This window comes from Riemerella anatipestifer, from assembly GCF_009670965.2.
GTDB lineage: Bacteria > Bacteroidota > Bacteroidia > Flavobacteriales > Weeksellaceae > Riemerella > Riemerella anatipestifer_B.
In genome coordinates, this window is sequence record NZ_CP073239.1 from 1944497 (window position 1) to 1961943 (window position 17447).

Genomic DNA, 17447 nt, shown 5'->3' on the forward strand with positions numbered 1-17447 from the left:
ATTAAATATTTAGATATTTTAAATAAGTTTCCATATCCTTATCGCCTCTACCGCTTAGGCAGATGACAACGATGTCTTCTTTTTCAAACTTCTTTTTATCCAAAACCGCTAAGGCGTGGGCACTTTCTAACGCTGGAATAATACCTTCCGTTTTAGTCAGATTGAATGCGGATTTTAGAGCTTCATCATCGTTGATGCTTAAAAATTCGGCTCGTTTTTGTTGGTAAAGATTGGCGTGCATCGGTCCAATCCCTGGATAGTCCAACCCCGCAGAAATAGAGTAGGGCTCAATCACTTGTCCATCTTTGGTCTGAATAACCAAACTCTGACTGCCGTGCAAAACGCCAATGCTCCCCAAAGCCGTTGTTGCAGCAGTTTCTCCGGAATGAACGCCCAAACCACCGGCTTCTGCCGCAATGATATTGACTTTCTCATTATTCACAAAATGATAAAAAGTCCCTGCGGCATTACTACCACCGCCCACACACGCAATGAGGTGGTCGGGATAATCTCTACCTTCCTGTTCTTGTAACTGTACCTTAATTTCCTCTGAAATAACAGATTGAAACCTTGCCACCAAATCAGGGAAAGGGTGAGGACCAACCACGCTACCTATAATATAATGGGTGGTTGTAGGATTATTTATCCAATCTCTTAAAGCCTCGTTTACAGCGTCTTTTAAAGTTTTAGAACCCGAAGTTGCTGGAACGACTTTAGCCCCCAACATTTTCATTCTGGCCACATTAGGAGCTTGTCGGGCAATATCTATTTCGCCCATATAAACAATACACTCCAAACCGAGCAAAGCACACGCCGTAGCAGTGGCAACGCCGTGCTGTCCAGCACCTGTTTCGGCTATGATACGCTGTTTGCCCAACTTTTTTGCTAAAAGAGCTTGTCCCAAAGCATTATTGATTTTGTGGGCTCCTGTATGGTTTAAATCTTCTCTTTTAAGGTAAATTTTAGTACCATATTGTCGGCTCAAATTGGGTGCAAAATACAATGGTGTTTCTCGCCCCACGTAGTTTTTTAATAAATCTTTAAACTCCTTTTGAAAATCTTCCGAATAAATGATTTCGAAATACTTATCTTGTAGTTCTTTAACATTAGGGTAGAGCATTTCGGCAATAAAAGCACCGCCAAATTCACCGTAATACCCTTCTTTATCTGGATTTTGATAATTCATTTTAATCTATTTCTATTGATACAAACTTAATTTAAAATTTTTAATAAGCTCCACATCTTTGTTGCCTGCGGAAATTTCAAACTTACTATTGAGGTCTAAAGCGATTGGTTTTTGTTTAATAATTGAGATTTTACCAATGTTCTCGTTAGAAATACCACCGCTTAAAAAATAAGGTTTTGTAAGGTTTAACTCATTTAATAGTTGCCAATCAAATCGTTTGCCTGTTCCGCCAAAGGCTTTGCTATCCGTGTCAAAAAGTAAAAAGTCTATTTCAGATAGTTCTGAAAATCCCGAAATGTCAGGCATAGTTTCTCCCACCCGTATCACTTTTATAATTTGCGTTTCTTGTGGGAGTTTACTCTTTAAATCACTAATAAAATCAGAGGTTTCATCGCCGTGCAGTTGAACTAAATTAAGTTGAGCTTCCGTAACGGTTTGCACTATTTTTTCGGTGGTTTCATTTACGAAAACGCCCACTTTTTGCTTGTGATTTAGCGAAGCAATTTCCTTTGGTGCTAAATGATTCAACACATATCTTGGCGATTTTTCATAAAATATAAAGCCGAGATAATCTATTTTTAAATCTATAATTTCCCGAATTTGATTAAAATCGGTAAGTCCACAAACTTTTATTTTAGGTGTAAGTTTCATTTTTTTATTTTATTTCTTCAATAAAAGATTGTAAAGCCATTCCAACATTATTTTGCTTCATAAAATATTCTCCCATGAGAAAAGCATCAAAGCCACTGTTTTTTAGTTTTTTATAAATTTCAGGACTATAAATGGCACTTTCAGCAACGCTTAAAGTCCCTTCAGGCAATTGGTTTCGCATTCTAATGGCGTGTTCGTAATCCACTTCAAAAGTATTGAGGTTTCGGTTGTTAATGCCTACCATTTTTAATTTGGAATAATATTTATCAAAATCTTCACCGCTATAAAATTCCAATAAGACATCTAATCCCAAGTGGTGTGCTGTATCCGTAAGGTCTTCAATCTGAGATTTAGACAAAATATTGGCTATAAGTAAAATACAGTCTGCACCGTAGGCTTTAGCTTGATAAATTTGATAATCATCGACAATAAAGTCTTTCCTTAGCAAAGGGATATTGTAAACATTGGCTTCCTCCAAATCGGTTAAACTTCCTCCGAAGAAAGGCGTATCCGTCAATACAGACACGCAAGCTGCCCCATATTCCTTATATAGCGGTAAAATCGCTTGGATTTTAGCCTCTATGTTGATGTTATTTTTAGAGGGTGATTTCCTTTTAAACTCGGCTATAATTCCATACGGATTGGATTTTAAATTCTTAATAAAACCTCGTGTAGGCTGATGGAAAAACGGAGTGTCCTTGAGTTTTTCTAATGGCGTCTGCTTTTTGGCTTGCTGAATTTCGTCTAGTTTACAATCTACTATTTTGTCTAAAATGGTCATTTAATTTAGGTTTTTAGGGTGTTTGTAACAAGTTTGCACATGGTCGTTTACCATACCGATGGCTTGCATAAAGGCATAAATAATGGTAGTCCCTACGAATTTAAACCCTCGCTTTTTTAAGTCTTTGGATATTTTATCCGATAGCGGTGTGGAGGCGGGTACTTCCAATAGGTTTTTAAACTCATTTCTAATTGGCTGATGTTCCACAAAACGCCATATATACTGGGAAAAAGTGCCAAACTCTTCTCTAACTTTTATAAAAGCCTTAGCGTTTTTAACCGAAGATTCTATCTTTAATCTGTTGCGGATAATCTCTGTATTGCAGAGTAGTTCTTCGAGTTTAGTTTGGTTGTAAGTGGCGATTTTGGTATAGTTAAAATTATCAAAGGCTTGTCTAAAATTTTCTCTTTTTTTCAAAATAGTTATCCAACTCAATCCTGCCTGAAACCCTTCTAACAAAAGCATTTCAAAGAGTTTTTTATCTTCAAAAACAGGCTCGCCCCATTCTGTATCGTGGTAATTGATGTAAATTTCATCATTGGTTACCCAGCCGCATCTTTCTTTGTTTTTTAGTTCCATTAAGCGGTTATTTTATTTAGACAATCTTTAGCTTTTCCTTCCAATAGACTTTTCTTCGCTAACTCAAAACAGTTTTGATAATTACCATAATTTTGAGTATTATAAAGTGCCATTGCTGCATTGGCTAAAACGACGGCGTTTTGTTCTGGAGTGCCTTTGCCGTCTAATATATTAAGGAATATAGCTGCGGCTTCCTCTTTTGTCTCGCCACCGTAAATTTGGGCTTCTGAAATATTTTTAAACCCTAATTCTTCGGCGGAATAAATGTACTCTCCGTTTTTATCAAAAACTTTGGTGTCTTGAGTAAGGCTGATTTCATCATAGCCATCTAAGGCGTGGACAAGCATAAATTCGGCATTTTCCCTTTGTAATAGATATTGATAAAGCCTTGCTATCTCTAAATTGTAAACGCCTATCATACTGTATTTGGGCTGAACAGGATTAACTAAAGGTCCTAATAAATTGAAGAAAGTCCTAAGTCCCAACGCTTTTCTAAGTGGTGCTACCGATTTTAAAGCGGGATGAAACAACGGCGCGTGAAGAAAACAGATATTCCCTTTTTCTAAATCTGATTTTAATCCCTTTGAATTATTTTTAAATTGGTATCCTAAAAGTTCCAACACATTAGACGAACCACTTACCGAAGAAACCCCATAATTACCATGTTTCGCCACTTTTTGTCCAGCTCCTGCAACGATAAAAGAAGCTAAGGTAGAAATGTTAAAGGTATTTTTGCCATCGCCTCCTGTGCCTACAATATCCACTAAGTCTCGAGTTCCTAAATCTACCGGAGTAGCCAGATTGAGCAGGGCTTCTCTAAACCCCATCAACTCATCTAAAGTGATGGCTCTCATCATAAAAACACTTATAAACGCAGTGGCTTCGGTCTCATTAAATTTATTTTGAGCCAATTCTATCATAATAGACTTCGCCTCCGATTTACTAAGCGTCTGATGATTAAATAGATAGTTTAATATTTGTTTCATAATTTATTTTTTACAAATAGCTCCTACTAAGCATTTAGAAAGTTACTTAAAATCGTTCTCCCTAAAGGGGTTAAAATACTCTCAGGATGAAACTGAACGGCGTGTACATCGTAAGTTTTGTGTTGAAGAGCCATAATCATACCTTCCTCATCAACGGCCGTTATTTCTAATTCAGAAGGAAAATCCTCAAGATTTACAGCCCAAGAATGATACCTGCCTATTTCTATATTTTTCGGCATATTTTGAAACAGAAGGGCATCTGGCCTTATAATTTCGGCTTGTGTAGCCACACCATGATAAATTTTATCTAAATTAACTAAACTTCCTCCAAAAGCCTCTGCAATAGCTTGTTGCCCAAGACAAACTCCCAAAATAGATTTGGTAGGTGCATAAGTTTTAATCACATCTAACAATCGTCCTGCCTCGCTGGGAACACCAGGTCCTGGGGACAATATTATTTTATCATATTGCTCTATATCTTCTAACGGAATTTTATCATTTCTAAAAACATCTACCTCATTACCTGTAATTTGCTCTATCATTTGAACTAAATTATAGGTAAAACTATCGTAATTATCAAATACTAATATTTTCATTTTCTTGTCTTTAAATTTTAAGCTCTATTTAGAGTTTCTGCTTTTTTAATGGCTTTTTTCAGTGCATTTAGTTTGTTATTAACCTCTTGTAGTTCGCTTTCTGGAGAAGATTTTGCTACAACTCCCGCTCCTGCCTGATAATAAAGATGATTATTCTTGGCTAAAAAAGTTCTAATCATAATCGCTTGGTTGCAAGTCCCATCGAAACCTACAAAACCGATACAACCTCCATAATATCCTCTCGAAGTAAGTTCGTACAAATCAATAAGTTCCATAGCCTTGTATTTAGGAGCACCACTCAATGTGCCCTGTGGAAAGGTAGTCGCTATCATTTCGTATGGATTGATATTGTCGCTTAATTCGGCTGTTACTTCGCTTACCATATGTATCACTGATGAAAAAAACTGGATTTCCTTTAGTTTAGAAACACTAACATTTTTTCCCAATTTACTAAGGTCATTTCGTGCCAAATCTACCAACATCGTATGTTCTGCATTTTCTTTTGGGTCGGCTTTCAAGTCTTCTGTCGATGCTAAATCTTCCTGAATATTTCCTGTTCTCTTAAAAGTACCCGCGATAGGGTGAATAATGGCTTTTTTATTTTTGATAATCAACTGACTTTCAGGGCTAGAACCCATTAGTTTATAATCTCCATAATCGAAGAAAAATAGATATGGTGAAGGATTGATATTTCTTAAAGCTCTATACACTTGGAACTCATCTCCTCTGTATTTTTGCTGAAATCTACGGCTAAGTACCATTTGGAAAGTATCTCCTCTAAAAGCGTGTTTTTGAGCCTGTTTTACCATTTCTAGATATTCTGCATCTTCAAGATTAGAGGTTTCTTGTTCCATGCTTTCAAACGGATATACTGCTACAGATTTATGATTGATAATATCTTCCAAATAAGATATTTCTGAATTTAACCCCTCTATCTTATTCTCTATAATTCTCATTTCATCATTGGTATGATTAAAAGCAATGATGTACTGATAAAATCTATATCTAAGAATTGGAATTTCCGTTTCTTTGCTTTGAGGTTTAAACTTAATAGACTCAAAAAAAGGAATAGCTTCATAACTTGTATAGCCAAAAAAGCCCTGAGCCATTTTATCAATAGCACTTTCCACTTCTTCACATTTGAAATTTTCCGCAAACCCTTGGAGAACATCTGTTAGGAGGACACCCTCTTGAAAGTTTAATTTTTGGGGTGGCTGGTTGGGAAATTTAATTTCATAATTTTCATAATTATTAACCTCTATACCAGCAATCGCATTTACTCCTATAAAAGAGTAACTTCCATTATCCGAATTATGTTCTGTACTTTCCAAAAGAATAGTATCCCTAAATACATCGCGAAGTTTCAGATAAGTTCCCATAGGTGTGTGTAAATCTCCCATAAGAACTTTGGACTCTGTTTTAATTCTAACCATTTTTAAAATTCAATTTAAAATAAAAAAACTCCTACGATAATCCGCAGAAGTCTTTATTGTTTATACTATCCTTAAATTTGTTTTCTTACCAAAAAAGCTAAATACGATAGAAGTTCAGACCCTGCTTGAGAGTTTGACACCACCATTCCTGTATTACACCGTTTGTTTTCATTTAGCAAATGTAATATTTTTTTATTAAAAAACAAGTGTTTAATGCTTCAAACTTGAAAATTTTTAAGAAAACTGTTTACTTTGAATAAATTCTAAACTTCATTAGAGACTTATATATAAATTTGAAGTAATATATTTTTATGATAAAAAACTTTTTATAACTTTGTATTCTTTTTAAAATATATTGTAATAATGGTAAAAATCACACTCCCTGACGGAAGTATCAGAGAATTTGAAGGAGTAGTAACTCCTTTAGAAGTAGCAAAGTCTATTAGTGAAGGGTTGGCTAGAAATACCATTTCAGCCATGGTAAATAACAAACAAGTGGAGGTAACCACCCCAATAACCGAAGATGCTACGGTACAACTTCTTACATGGAATGATGATATGGGAAAGAAGGCTTTTTGGCATTCTTCTGCTCACCTTTTAGCACAAGCGATATTGGCGTATTATCCAAATGCTAAACTTACCATTGGTCCTGCTATAGAGAATGGTTTCTACTATGATGTAGATTTTGGAGAGGAAACTTTATCTGAAAAAGATTTTGAAAAGATAGAGCAAAAAATGCTAGAAAATGCAAAGAAAGACTCTACTTTTAAACTTTATGCCATTTCTAAAGCAGAGGCTTTAAAAGAATATGCTGACAACCCATATAAAACAGAATTGATAGAAAATCTTAATGATGGAGAAATCACTTTCTGCTCTCATGATGATTTTACAGATTTATGTAGAGGTGGGCATATACCTTCTACTGGGATTGTTAAAGCGGTTAAGATACTTAACGCTGCAGGAGCTTATTGGCGTGGTGATGAGAAAAACCCACAATTAACGAGAGTTTACGGAATATCTTTCCCTAAACAAAAAGACCTTAAAGAATACCTAGAAAGACTAGAAGAGGCTAAGCGTAGAGACCATAGAAAACTAGGGAAAGAGCTAGGCTTATTTACTTTTTCTGAAAAGGTAGGTGCAGGGTTACCTTTATGGTTACCTAAAGGAGCTGCTCTTAGAAAAAAATTAGAAAGCTTCCTTTCAGAAGCACAAAGAAAAGGCGGTTACGAATTTGTAATGACTCCACATATCGGAAACATAGAATTGTACAAAACATCTGGACATTACGAAAAATATGGAGCAGACAGCTTCCAACCAATAAAAACGCCACATGTAGGAGAGGAGTTTTTATTAAAGCCAATGAACTGTCCGCATCACTGCGAAGTTTATAAAGCACAACAATGGTCTTATAAAGATTTACCTAAAAGATATGCAGAGTTCGGTACAGTATATCGTTATGAACAAAGTGGTGAATTACACGGACTTACTAGAGTAAGAGGATTTACTCAAGATGATGCCCATTTATTCTGTACACCAGACCAACTATTAGAAGAATTTGAAAAAGTAATAGATTTGGTACTCTATGTGTTTAAATCTTTAGGATTTGAAGACTTTATAGCACAGGTATCATTAAGAGATAAAGAGAACAGAGCTAAATATATCGGTTCTGAAGAAAACTGGGAGAAAGCAGAATCTGCGATTATTACGGCAGCTAAGAACAAGGGGCTCAACACTGTTGTAGAATATGGTGAAGCTGCGTTTTATGGACCTAAATTAGATTTTATGGTTAAAGATGCTTTGGGTAGAAGTTGGCAGCTTGGAACTATACAGGTAGATTACAACCTTCCTGAAAGATTTGATTTAACCTATGTAGGTAGTGATAACGAGAGACATCGTCCTATTATGATTCACCGTGCACCTTTTGGTTCTATGGAAAGATTTATTGCTATTTTAATTGAAAATACAGCAGGTGATTTCCCACTTTGGCTAAATCCAGACCAATATATACTACTCCCAATCAGTGAAAAATATACAGATTACGCTAAAAAAGTTTCACAATTATTAGAAAATCACGATATTTGCGGACTGGTAGACGAGAGAAATGAAAAAACGGGTAAAAAAATCCGTGATGCAGAAATGAAAAAAATACCATTTATGCTCATTGTAGGAGAGAATGAAGCAGGCAACCAAACGGTATCTGTAAGAAAAAGAGGAGAAGGAGATTTAGGAGAAATGAGTATAGAAAGCTTTGTGGAATACTTTAAAAATGAAGCAAAGATTATAAAGTAAGATTTAACAATTAAAAATATAAAGCCATAGCAATTAGAAAAAAAATTAACAGGTCAGCACCGCGTCGCCAGCAGGAGGATGCGCACATGATTAATGAAAAAATCCGTGCTAAAGAGGTTCGCCTTGTAGGGGATAATGTAGAACCAGGTATATATCCGCTAGCCAAAGCTAGAGAATTAGCAGAAGAACAAGAACTAGACTTGGTAGTTATATCTGATAAAGCAGAGCCTTTCATTGCTCGTATTATGGATTATAAAAAGTTCCTTTATGAGCAAAAGAAGAAACAAAAAGAGCTTAAAGCTAAACAAGTAAAAGTAGTAGTAAAAGAGATTCGTTTTGGACCTCAAACCGATGACCACGACTACGAATTCAAGAAAAAACATGCCGAAAAGTTCTTAGAAGAAGGTTCTAAACTTAAGACCTATGTGTTTTTTAAAGGGCGTTCTATTGTTTTCAAAGATCAAGGAGAAATACTTTTACTAAAACTTGCTCAGGATTTGGAGCATGTAGGGAAAGTAGATCAGCTACCTAAACTAGAGGGCAAAAGAATGATTATGATGATGAGTCCTAAGAAAACAAAATAAACATATATTGATAACAAAACGATAAAAAAGCAAAAAAATGCCAAAATTAAAAACGAAATCAGGAGCTAAGAAGCGTTTTGCTCTTACCGGAACTGGTAAAATCAAAAGAAAAAATGCTTACAAAAGTCACATCTTGACTAAGAAGGAAACTAAGCAAAAGAGAAATCTTACGCAAACTTCTTATGTTCATCCATCTGACGAGAAAAGCGTTTTGAAGCAATTAGCTATCAAGTAGTTTTTATAAATCAGTTATTCGGTTTATAAGAATTCAAAAAATTCAAACAAGTTTAACCCTGAAATGGTGCCACTAAGAAAGCGTTAAAACTTCGCCCATTTCAAAAAAACAAATTATTAAATTATGCCAAGATCAGTAAATTCTGTAGCGTCAAGAGCACGCAGAAAAAAAGTAATGAAACAAGCTAAAGGTTTTTTCGGTAGAAGAAAAAACGTTTGGACTGTTGCTAAAAATGCCGTGGAAAAGGCAATGCAATATGCCTACCGTGGTAGAAAAGAGAAGAAAAGAAATTTCAGAAGTCTTTGGATTATGCGTATCAACGCAGGATGCAGAGAGTACGGAATGTCTTACTCTCAGTTTATGGGAGCTCTTAAAAAGAACAACATCGAATTGAACAGAAAAGTTCTTGCAGACCTTGCAATGAACCACCCTGAAGCATTCAAAGCTGTTGTAGATCAAGTAAAATAAATGTTTAATTTTTTTGTTATCAATATTAAAGAGAGAGTTTTAGTTACTCTCTCTTTTTTATTATTTGTGCCTATCGGAATTTTATATTATTTTTAGTGGATAAATTTATAATTAAATAAAAATGAAAAATATTGTAGTAATCGGAGCTGGGACAATGGGGAATGGGATAGCTCATACCTTTGCTCAAAATGGTTTTAAGGTAAATTTAGTAGATATTTCGCAGGAAGCTCTAGATAAAGGTGTTGATACTATTTCTAAAAATTTAGATAGAATTGTTTCTAAAGGACATCTTACCGAAGCTCAAAAAGAAGAAACACTAAATAATATTACTAAAAATACTTCCTTAGAAAGCGCTGTTAAAGATGCAGATCTGATTGTAGAAGCCGCAACTGAAAATACAGAATTAAAGTTGAATATCTTTAAACAAATAGATACTTTAGCTCCAGAGCATTGCATTCTCGCCACCAATACATCATCTATATCCATTACTCAGATTGCGGCGGTAACACAAAGACCTGATAAAGTCATCGGAATGCATTTTATGAATCCTGTTCCTATTATGAAATTGGTAGAAATTATCAAAGGTTACTCTACTTCTAAAGAAACTTTTGATGTGGTTTATAAAATATCAAAAGACTTGTCAAAAGTCCCTGTGGAAGTTAATGATTATCCTGGGTTTGTAGCCAATAGAATCCTGATGCCAATGATAAACGAAGCTATAGAAACTTTATACAATAATGTAGCTGGAGTAGAGGAAATAGATACCGTGATGAAGTTAGGTATGGCACATCCTATGGGACCGCTACAACTAGCGGATTTTATAGGTCTAGATGTTTGTTTAGCTATCCTTAATGTTATGTATGATGGTTTTAAAAATCCAAAGTACGCCCCATGTCCACTATTGGTAAATATGGTAATGGCAGGGAAATTAGGAGTAAAATCAGGAGAAGGTTTCTATGACTATACCGAAACAAAAAAGGCTGAAAAAGTAGCCCGTATGTTTTCTAAAAATTAACAAAATTTAATTCAGATTAACAGAAATAATTGTTTATATTTGCAGAACAAGATTCTAACACTAGAATATTAAAATTTTAAAACCAATGAAATTACCTAAATTTTTATTAGCGGACAACACAGAGTTTCCAGAAGACTTATTCGTAGTTCACACTGAGTACCCTAGATTCATTCTTAATGTAGAGGAGGAAGAAGTAGAGTGGTTAGATGATTTAGAAGGAGATGATGAAGAGAGCATTGCAGATGAAGCTACTAAAGCTGTAGAAGCTGCTTTCAAGTGGTGTGATGCTGAGTTAGAAAAATATGATGACGAAGATTTAGACTAAAAATGACTTAAATTCGTTATTAACATAAAAGGCTGTTATTGGGGTGTCCAGTAGCGGCTTTTTTTGTGATATTTTTTACAGAAGTCGTAAAATAGTCAGCTTTATATTCTGAATAAAATCAAAAATTGAGTATTTTTGGAACGCTCTAATTTTTGAAAAATAAAATCTAAAAAATCTAATAATGAGTAAAAGAATTTACATAGAAAAAAGAGGGATTTTTGATGTAGAAAGTCCTAAAATTTTTGATGAAATAAAGAATATATTACCTCACATCAAACAGGTAAAGGTTTATAATATCTATGATGTTTTTGGACTTAATGATACTGATTTTGATAAAGTAGTATATAATGTATTTGCAGACCCTGTAACCGATGTTTTGCATTATGAAAATCCTGCTAAGAGTTCATCTTTTGCTATGGAGTTTCTACCAGGTCAATATGACCAAAGGGCAGATTCTGCGCAGCAATGTATTGTATTGCTAACAGAAAATACCCAAGCTAAAGTAAGAAGCGGGAAGCTAGTAGAAATAGAGGGTATCAACAAAGAAGGACTACAAAAAGTAAAAGATTTACTCATCAATAGAGTAGAGTCACAAGAGAAAGACCTTTCTAAATTGGAAATTCCAGAAGAGGAAACCCCGAAAGATGTAGTAATCTATCACGATTTTATAACTTTAAACGAATCACAACTAAAGGAGTTCTATACAGAGCAAAACTTCGCCTTTGGGTTAGACGATTTAGCTTATATACAAGATTATTTTAAGTCAGAACAGAGAAATCCAACAGAAACAGAGCTTAAAGTTTTAGATACTTATTGGAGTGACCATTGCCGACACACTACCTTTGAAACAGAACTTAAAGACATTCGTTTTGAGGGACAGTTTAAGGCTACTTTAGAACATATTTTTAAAGATTATTTAGAAAAAAGAGCGTTTTTAGGACGAGAAGCTAAACCTGTTTCGTTAATGGATTTAGCTACTGTTTGTGCTAAATATTTCCATAAAACGGGAAAACTAGATAATCTTGTGGTTTCAGACGAAATCAATGCTTGTACTATCAAAATAGATGCTGAATTTGATGGTAAAAAAGAGCCTTGGTATCTTTTATTTAAAAATGAAACTCACAATCACCCTACGGAAATAGAACCTTTTGGTGGTGCATCTACTTGTTTAGGTGGTGCTATCAGAGACCCGTTATCTGGGCGTTCGTTTGTGTATCAGGCGATGCGTCTTTCGGGAGCGGCAGATGTATTAGAGCCTATGGAAAACACGCTCAAAGGTAAACTGCCTCAAAGAACAATTACCAAACAAGCCGCTAATGGCTATTCGTCCTACGGAAATCAAATTGGTTTAGCGACGACACAAGTTTCCGAAATTTATCACGAGGGCTATCGTGCTAAGAGGATGGAAGTTGGTTTTGTGGTAGGAGCTGTACCCGTAGATTGGGTAAAAAGAGAGCAACCTAAGGCAGGAGATTTAGTCATTATTTTAGGTGGTGCTACAGGTAGAGACGGTGTAGGAGGTGCTACAGGAAGTTCTAAAGAGCAAGACGAAACTTCTATCCATGCACTATCTACCGAGGTACAAAAGGGTAATGCTGTAGAGGAGAGAAAAATACAAAGGCTTTTCAGAAATCCAGAGGTTACAAAGTTAATTAAAAAATCAAATGATTTTGGTGCTGGAGGGGTTTCGGTAGCAATAGGCGAAATAGCTGAAAGTTTGGAGGTTAATCTTGATGTTCTTCCTTTAAAATACGAAGGGCTTAACGGAACCGAATTAGCCATATCCGAATCTCAAGAGAGAATGGCGGTGGTAATAGATGCCAACGATAAAGATAAATTCATCAGCTTTTGTAAGACAGAGAATATTTTGGCAGTAGAAGTTGCTAAAGTTACAGATTCTGGCAGAATGCAAATGTTTTGGAGAGGTGAGAAAATTGTGGATTTGAGCCGAGCGTTTTTAGATACCAATGGCTGTTCTAAAACACAAAAAGCATTAGTTAATCATCTTCAAGAAGTACAGGCAGAAAGGTTAGAATTTAACGAAACTAACTTTAAAAAATTATTAGCCGACAAAAATGTAGCCTCTCAAAAAGGGTTATTAGAAATGTTTGACTCTAGCGTGGGAGCAACTACGGTAGCGATGCCTCTAGGTGGAAAACATCAATTAACACCAATGGAGGGAAGCGTTCAAACTTTACCAATTATGGAGGCTAAGGATATAGAAACTGTTTCTTTAGCCAGTTGGGGATTTGATGCTGCCATTTCGGGACAAAACTCAATGGTGGGAGCGGCTAATGCCGTAGTGGAAAGTGTGGCTAAAATTGTAGCGATGGGTGGAGATTTCCGCAAAATTCGTTTGAGTTTCCAAGAATATTTTGAAAAACTTGGACAAAATCCTGATAAATGGGGGAAACCATTAGCATCATTGCTAGGAGCTTATCATGCTCAGATGAACTTTGAGTTAGCCGCTATTGGCGGAAAAGACTCTATGTCTGGCACTTATCAAGACATCAATGTACCGCCTACACTTATTTCGTTTGCGTGTGCAGATGGTCAGAAATCAAATATCATTTCGCCTGAATTTAAAAAAGCAGGAAATTTAATTTATCATTTCTATCATCAATCTCAAGAAACAGAAGAAGCTAAAGGACTTCCTAACTATAACGATTTGAAAGAAATATACACCTATATTTTTAGTCAAATTAAAGATAAAAAAATTGTTTCTGTAAAAACTATAAAAGAAGGTGGTATCGCTGTGGGATTAGCCAAAATGGCTTTTGGAAATGGGCTAGGTGCAATAGTTAATACCAATGATACAGCTTTATTAGAAAAAAACATTGGTGGATTGCTTATTGAAAGTACAGAGCCTTTATCTCACCAATTACTACAAAAGATAGGTGAAGTTAGCAATGATAAAAAATTAGTAATCAACAATGATAGTTTTGATATAGACGATTTGAAGAAGGTCTATTGCCAAACTTTTGAAACGCTTTTCCCAACAAAGGAAAAACAAAAAATAGAGCTAGAATTGGACACCGAACTCAATTCTATTGAACCTAGAACGATTATTATTAAAAAACATCATATTACCAAACCAAAGGTATTCACTCCTGTTTTCCCAGGTACTAATTGCGAATACGAAACACTTAATGCTTTCCGAAAAGAAGGAGCAGAGGTTTCTATGAAGCCATTGGTTAATCTTAACCACACTGCTTTGCAAGAGAGTATCAAAGCGTGGGCTAAGGAGATAGACCAATCTCAGATTTTGGCTTTTTCGGGTGGTTTCTCTGCTGGAGACGAACCAGATGGCTCTGCCAAATTCATCGTAAATGTGCTTAAGAATGATATAATGTGTGAGGCTGTACACCGACTTTTGGAAAGAGATGGTATGATTATCGGTATCTGTAATGGCTTCCAAGCATTGGTAAAATCGGGTCTATTACCTTATGGTGAGATTAGAGATTTAGACCAAAATTCCCCTACTTTGGCTCATAACAGTATCGGCAGACATATTTCTCAAATGGTAAATGTGAAGGTGGTTAATGAGGATAGCCCTTGGCTTAAAGGTATGAAAGGGGAGATTTATACCATTCCTATTTCCCACGGAGAGGGACGATTTATGGCATCAGAAGAAGTGATTACTCAATTATACAAGAATGGACAAATTGCGACACAATATGTAGATTTAGACGGAGCTATTGCTCACGGTATGCCATACAATCCTAACAATTCTCTATTTGCGATTGAGGGTATTACCAGCCCTTGCGGTAAGATATTCGGTAGAATGGGACACCCTGAACGCTATGCAGAAGGATTGATGAAGAATATCCCAACGGCAAACTATCATAATATATTTAAGAACGGGGTTTCTTATTTCAGAGATTAAATTGAGTGAATGTTTTAGAAAAATAATAAATAAATAAAAAGTATAAAAATGAGTCAAAAAGGAGCTATGCTTTACGAAGGTAAGGCGAAACAGGTATTCGCTACGGATAAAGCAGAAGAGGTGATTGTTCGTTTTAAAGATGATGCTACAGCATTTAATGCTCAAAAAAAAGGACAAGTAGATAAGAAAGGGCAAATGAATAACGCCATTACAACGCTTATTTTTCAATATCTTAATGAGAAGGGAATTCCTACCCATTTTATTAAACAACTAGACGACAGAGAGCAGTTGGTGAAAAAAGTGGATATTATTCCGTTGGAAATGGTAGTGAGAAACTATTCTGCGGGAAGTATGGCACAGCGTTTAGGTATGGAAGAAGGTATCAAATCTCCTATTACTATTTTTGATATTTGCTATAAAAAAGATGAGTTGGGAGACCCACTAATCAACGATTATCACGCCATATTTCTAGGAGCTGCTACGAGAGAAGAACTAGACGAGATGTATTCCTTAACGGATAAAATCAACCAAATTCTAATTGAGTTATTTGATAAAATGAATATCATCTTAGTGGATTTCAAAATAGAGCTTGGTAAAACATCGGACGGACAAATCATTTTAGCTGATGAAATTTCTCCTGATACTTGCCGACTTTGGGATAAAGATACAATGAAAAAACTGGATAAAGACCGTTTTAGAAGGGATTTAGGTGGTGTTACAGAGGCATACGAGGAAATTTACGAAAGACTAAAAAAAGTGTTAGCATAACTAACCCATATTTAGGATATATTAACTAATGAAAAACTTAACTGAACATAAGGAAACTTATCTAAAGCAGTTTCAACATCGTCCGTATGGGAGAAATCTGTTGAGAACGAAACAAGAAGAGGCTTTAGACGCTCCACAAGAAGAGTGTGGTATCTTTGGACTGTATTCGGAAGAAAATTTGGATACCTTTTCATTGTCTCAATTTGGGCTTTTTGCTCTTCAGCACAGAGGTCAAGAGGCTTGTGGTATTTCTGTAAGTAACAGCGGAAAAATCATCAATATTAAAGATGAAGGGCTTGTTTTAGATGTCTATAAAGAAATTAAAGACCCCGAAGATTTTATGGGGAATGCCGTAATAGGGCATACCAGATATACCACTGCTGGGGATAAGAAAAAATACAACTATCAGCCGTTTTTCGCTAAAAATGAGTACGACCAAATTATCCTATCCATAGCTCATAATGGCAACCTAACCAATGCTATGGAACTAAAGCAAGAGTTAGAAGCAGAGGGGGTGGTTTTTAGAGCAACTTCCGACTCTGAAGTTATCCTAAGACTTATCCAAAAGAACTTAGATTTAGGGCTTCGTGGAGCAATAAAGGTAACGATGGAGAAGATAAAAGGAGCTTACTCTGTGGTGGGTATGACCCGAAACAAATTCTTTGCTTTTAGAGATTTTAACGGCATTCGTCCGTTGGTACTAGGGGAGATGAAAGAAGGGAATACCTATGTAGTTGCTTCTGAAAGTTGTGCTTTAGACGCTGTGGGAGCTACCTATGTAAGAGATATTAAACCTGGAGAAATCATCTACATAGGTGAAAACGAAGAAGGGCTAAAATCTTACATGGTAAAAAATGATTGCGAAAGAAATATTTGCTCTTTCGAGTACATCTATTTTGCACGACCAGACTCCGAGATGGAGCAAATAAATGTACACGAAATTAGAGAAAAATCTGGGGAGAAAATTTGGGAACAAGCTCCTGTAGAAGCTGATATTGTTATAGGGGTTCCTGATTCTGGAGTACCAGCAGCTATTGGGTTTTCCAAAGCATCAGGTATTCCGTTTCGTCCTGTTTTAATTAAAAATAGATATATTGGTCGTTCTTTTATCGTGCCTACACAAGAGATGAGAGAGCGAATAGTGAATTTAAAACTTAACCCTATTATTTCCGAAATTAAAGGGAAACGAGTAGTAATTATAGACGACTCTATTGTAAGAGGGACAACTTCCAAACGATTGGTGAAGATTTTAAAAGATGCTGGAGTTAAAGAAATTCACTTCAGAAGTGTATCTCCGCCTATTATTGCACCATGCTATTTGGGGATAGATACACCCACGAAAGATGATTTAATCTCTGCCAATATGAGTTTAGAAGAACTAAGAAATTATTTAGGAGTGGATACTCTAGAGTTCTTAAGCTTAGAAAATCTTAAAGCTATTTTAGGCTCGGACAAGCATTGTTTCGGTTGCTTTACAGAGCGTTATCCTGTGGCTAAAGATTGAATTTCCTAATATAGTTACGGATATATAAAAACTCCACATATACATTAAGGAGCTATGAATAAAAAATCAAAAATGTTTTATTTCTTAAGCTCCTTTTTTGATGTAAAAAATTGTGAATTGAGGTTTGGAAATATAAAATTTTAGACTTTTGGAATAGTAAA

The 17447-nt window shown here is 35.5% G+C and carries 16 protein-coding genes; 9 read left to right on the forward strand and 7 right to left on the reverse strand.

The genetic code is table 11. From position 1 onward, the window contains the following. Position 1: 1 nt before the first annotated feature. Genes trpB through D1J36_RS09035 form a run of 7 tightly spaced genes read right to left on the reverse strand, consistent with a single transcriptional unit; the run spans position 2 to position 6212 of the window. Entirely contained in the window at positions 2 to 1186 is a 1185-nt protein-coding gene (trpB, locus tag D1J36_RS09005) for a tryptophan synthase subunit beta (RefSeq protein ID WP_154136838.1), read from the reverse strand. A 12-nt stretch (positions 1187 to 1198) separates the two neighbouring features. Continuing rightward, a complete protein-coding gene (locus D1J36_RS09010; protein WP_154136839.1) occupies positions 1199 to 1837 on the reverse strand; it encodes a phosphoribosylanthranilate isomerase in 639 nt (212 codons plus the stop codon). 4 nt (positions 1838 to 1841) lie between these two features. Then, positions 1842 to 2618: an indole-3-glycerol phosphate synthase TrpC gene (trpC, locus tag D1J36_RS09015; RefSeq protein WP_154136840.1), complete on the reverse strand. Its 777-nt coding sequence runs from the start codon at positions 2616 to 2618 to the stop codon at positions 1842 to 1844. Further along, on the reverse strand, positions 2619 to 3197 hold the full coding sequence (locus tag D1J36_RS09020) for a DNA-3-methyladenine glycosylase I (RefSeq protein ID WP_154136841.1): 579 nt from the start codon (positions 3195 to 3197) through the stop codon (positions 2619 to 2621). It abuts the gene before it with no gap. Continuing rightward, on the reverse strand, positions 3197 to 4183 hold the full coding sequence (trpD, locus tag D1J36_RS09025) for an anthranilate phosphoribosyltransferase (protein ID WP_154136842.1): 987 nt from the start codon (positions 4181 to 4183) through the stop codon (positions 3197 to 3199). Before trpD ends, D1J36_RS09020 begins: the two co-directional genes overlap by 1 nt. 26 nt (positions 4184 to 4209) lie before the next feature. Further along, positions 4210 to 4779, reverse strand: a complete 570-nt coding sequence (locus tag D1J36_RS09030; RefSeq protein ID WP_154136843.1) for an anthranilate synthase component II — start codon at positions 4777 to 4779, stop codon at positions 4210 to 4212. A gap of 17 nt (positions 4780 to 4796) precedes the next feature. Then, the gene (locus D1J36_RS09035; protein ID WP_154136844.1) at positions 4797 to 6212 is read right to left on the reverse strand and encodes an anthranilate synthase component I family protein; all 1416 of its coding nucleotides are present in this window, start codon (positions 6210 to 6212) and stop codon (positions 4797 to 4799) included. Between the two features lie 363 nt (positions 6213 to 6575). Here D1J36_RS09035 and thrS point away from each other — a divergent pair, with 363 nt between their 5' ends. The 9 genes from thrS (at position 6576) to purF (ending at position 17286) form a co-directional block, all read left to right on the forward strand. Next, entirely contained in the window at positions 6576 to 8501 is a 1926-nt protein-coding gene (gene thrS, locus D1J36_RS09040) for a threonine--tRNA ligase (protein ID WP_154136845.1), read from the forward strand. Between the two features lie 86 nt (positions 8502 to 8587). Then, positions 8588 to 9085, forward strand: a complete 498-nt coding sequence (gene infC, locus D1J36_RS09045) for a translation initiation factor IF-3 (RefSeq protein ID WP_052911051.1) — start codon at positions 8588 to 8590, stop codon at positions 9083 to 9085. A gap of 37 nt (positions 9086 to 9122) precedes the next feature. Continuing rightward, the gene (gene rpmI / locus D1J36_RS09050; RefSeq protein WP_154136846.1) at positions 9123 to 9320 is read left to right on the forward strand and encodes a 50S ribosomal protein L35; all 198 of its coding nucleotides are present in this window, start codon (positions 9123 to 9125) and stop codon (positions 9318 to 9320) included. Positions 9321 to 9443: 123 nt separating this feature from the next. Beyond that, the gene (gene rplT, locus D1J36_RS09055; protein ID WP_004918977.1) at positions 9444 to 9788 is read left to right on the forward strand and encodes a 50S ribosomal protein L20; all 345 of its coding nucleotides are present in this window, start codon (positions 9444 to 9446) and stop codon (positions 9786 to 9788) included. Positions 9789 to 9909: 121 nt separating this feature from the next. Then, on the forward strand, positions 9910 to 10803 hold the full coding sequence (locus D1J36_RS09060; RefSeq protein ID WP_154136847.1) for a 3-hydroxybutyryl-CoA dehydrogenase: 894 nt from the start codon (positions 9910 to 9912) through the stop codon (positions 10801 to 10803). A gap of 85 nt (positions 10804 to 10888) precedes the next feature. Continuing rightward, a complete protein-coding gene (locus D1J36_RS09065) occupies positions 10889 to 11128 on the forward strand; it encodes a hypothetical protein (protein ID WP_004918972.1) in 240 nt (79 codons plus the stop codon). 181 nt (positions 11129 to 11309) lie between these two features. Next, positions 11310 to 15014: a phosphoribosylformylglycinamidine synthase gene (locus D1J36_RS09070; RefSeq protein ID WP_154136848.1), complete on the forward strand. Its 3705-nt coding sequence runs from the start codon at positions 11310 to 11312 to the stop codon at positions 15012 to 15014. Between the two features lie 48 nt (positions 15015 to 15062). Beyond that, on the forward strand, positions 15063 to 15782 hold the full coding sequence (gene purC, locus D1J36_RS09075; protein WP_154136849.1) for a phosphoribosylaminoimidazolesuccinocarboxamide synthase: 720 nt from the start codon (positions 15063 to 15065) through the stop codon (positions 15780 to 15782). 28 nt (positions 15783 to 15810) lie between these two features. Then, a complete protein-coding gene (gene purF / locus D1J36_RS09080) occupies positions 15811 to 17286 on the forward strand; it encodes an amidophosphoribosyltransferase (RefSeq protein WP_154136850.1) in 1476 nt (491 codons plus the stop codon). The last annotated feature ends 161 nt before the right edge of the window (positions 17287 to 17447 follow it).

Excerpts from the sequence above, each read along its gene's own strand:
- D1J36_RS09035 (WP_154136844.1), bottom strand. The coding sequence starts at position 6,212 with ATGGTTAGAATTAAAACAGAGTCCAAAGTTCTTATGGGAGATTTACAC.
- rpmI (WP_154136846.1), top strand. The coding sequence starts at position 9,123 with ATGCCAAAATTAAAAACGAAATCAGGAGCTAAGAAGCGTTTTGCTCTT.
- purC (WP_154136849.1), top strand. The coding sequence starts at position 15,063 with ATGAGTCAAAAAGGAGCTATGCTTTACGAAGGTAAGGCGAAACAGGTA.
- D1J36_RS09010 (WP_154136839.1), bottom strand. The coding sequence starts at position 1,837 with ATGAAACTTACACCTAAAATAAAAGTTTGTGGACTTACCGATTTTAAT.
- D1J36_RS09020 (WP_154136841.1), bottom strand. The coding sequence starts at position 3,197 with ATGGAACTAAAAAACAAAGAAAGATGCGGCTGGGTAACCAATGATGAA.
- D1J36_RS09065 (WP_004918972.1), top strand. The coding sequence starts at position 10,889 with ATGAAATTACCTAAATTTTTATTAGCGGACAACACAGAGTTTCCAGAA.
- D1J36_RS09070 (WP_154136848.1), top strand. The coding sequence starts at position 11,310 with ATGAGTAAAAGAATTTACATAGAAAAAAGAGGGATTTTTGATGTAGAA.
- infC (WP_052911051.1), top strand. The coding sequence starts at position 8,588 with ATGATTAATGAAAAAATCCGTGCTAAAGAGGTTCGCCTTGTAGGGGAT.
- trpB (WP_154136838.1), bottom strand. The coding sequence starts at position 1,186 with ATGAATTATCAAAATCCAGATAAAGAAGGGTATTACGGTGAATTTGGC.
- rplT (WP_004918977.1), top strand. The coding sequence starts at position 9,444 with ATGCCAAGATCAGTAAATTCTGTAGCGTCAAGAGCACGCAGAAAAAAA.
- thrS (WP_154136845.1), top strand. The coding sequence starts at position 6,576 with ATGGTAAAAATCACACTCCCTGACGGAAGTATCAGAGAATTTGAAGGA.
- trpD (WP_154136842.1), bottom strand. The coding sequence starts at position 4,183 with ATGAAACAAATATTAAACTATCTATTTAATCATCAGACGCTTAGTAAA.
- D1J36_RS09060 (WP_154136847.1), top strand. The coding sequence starts at position 9,910 with ATGAAAAATATTGTAGTAATCGGAGCTGGGACAATGGGGAATGGGATA.
- trpC (WP_154136840.1), bottom strand. The coding sequence starts at position 2,618 with ATGACCATTTTAGACAAAATAGTAGATTGTAAACTAGACGAAATTCAG.
- purF (WP_154136850.1), top strand. The coding sequence starts at position 15,811 with ATGAAAAACTTAACTGAACATAAGGAAACTTATCTAAAGCAGTTTCAA.
- D1J36_RS09030 (WP_154136843.1), bottom strand. The coding sequence starts at position 4,779 with ATGAAAATATTAGTATTTGATAATTACGATAGTTTTACCTATAATTTA.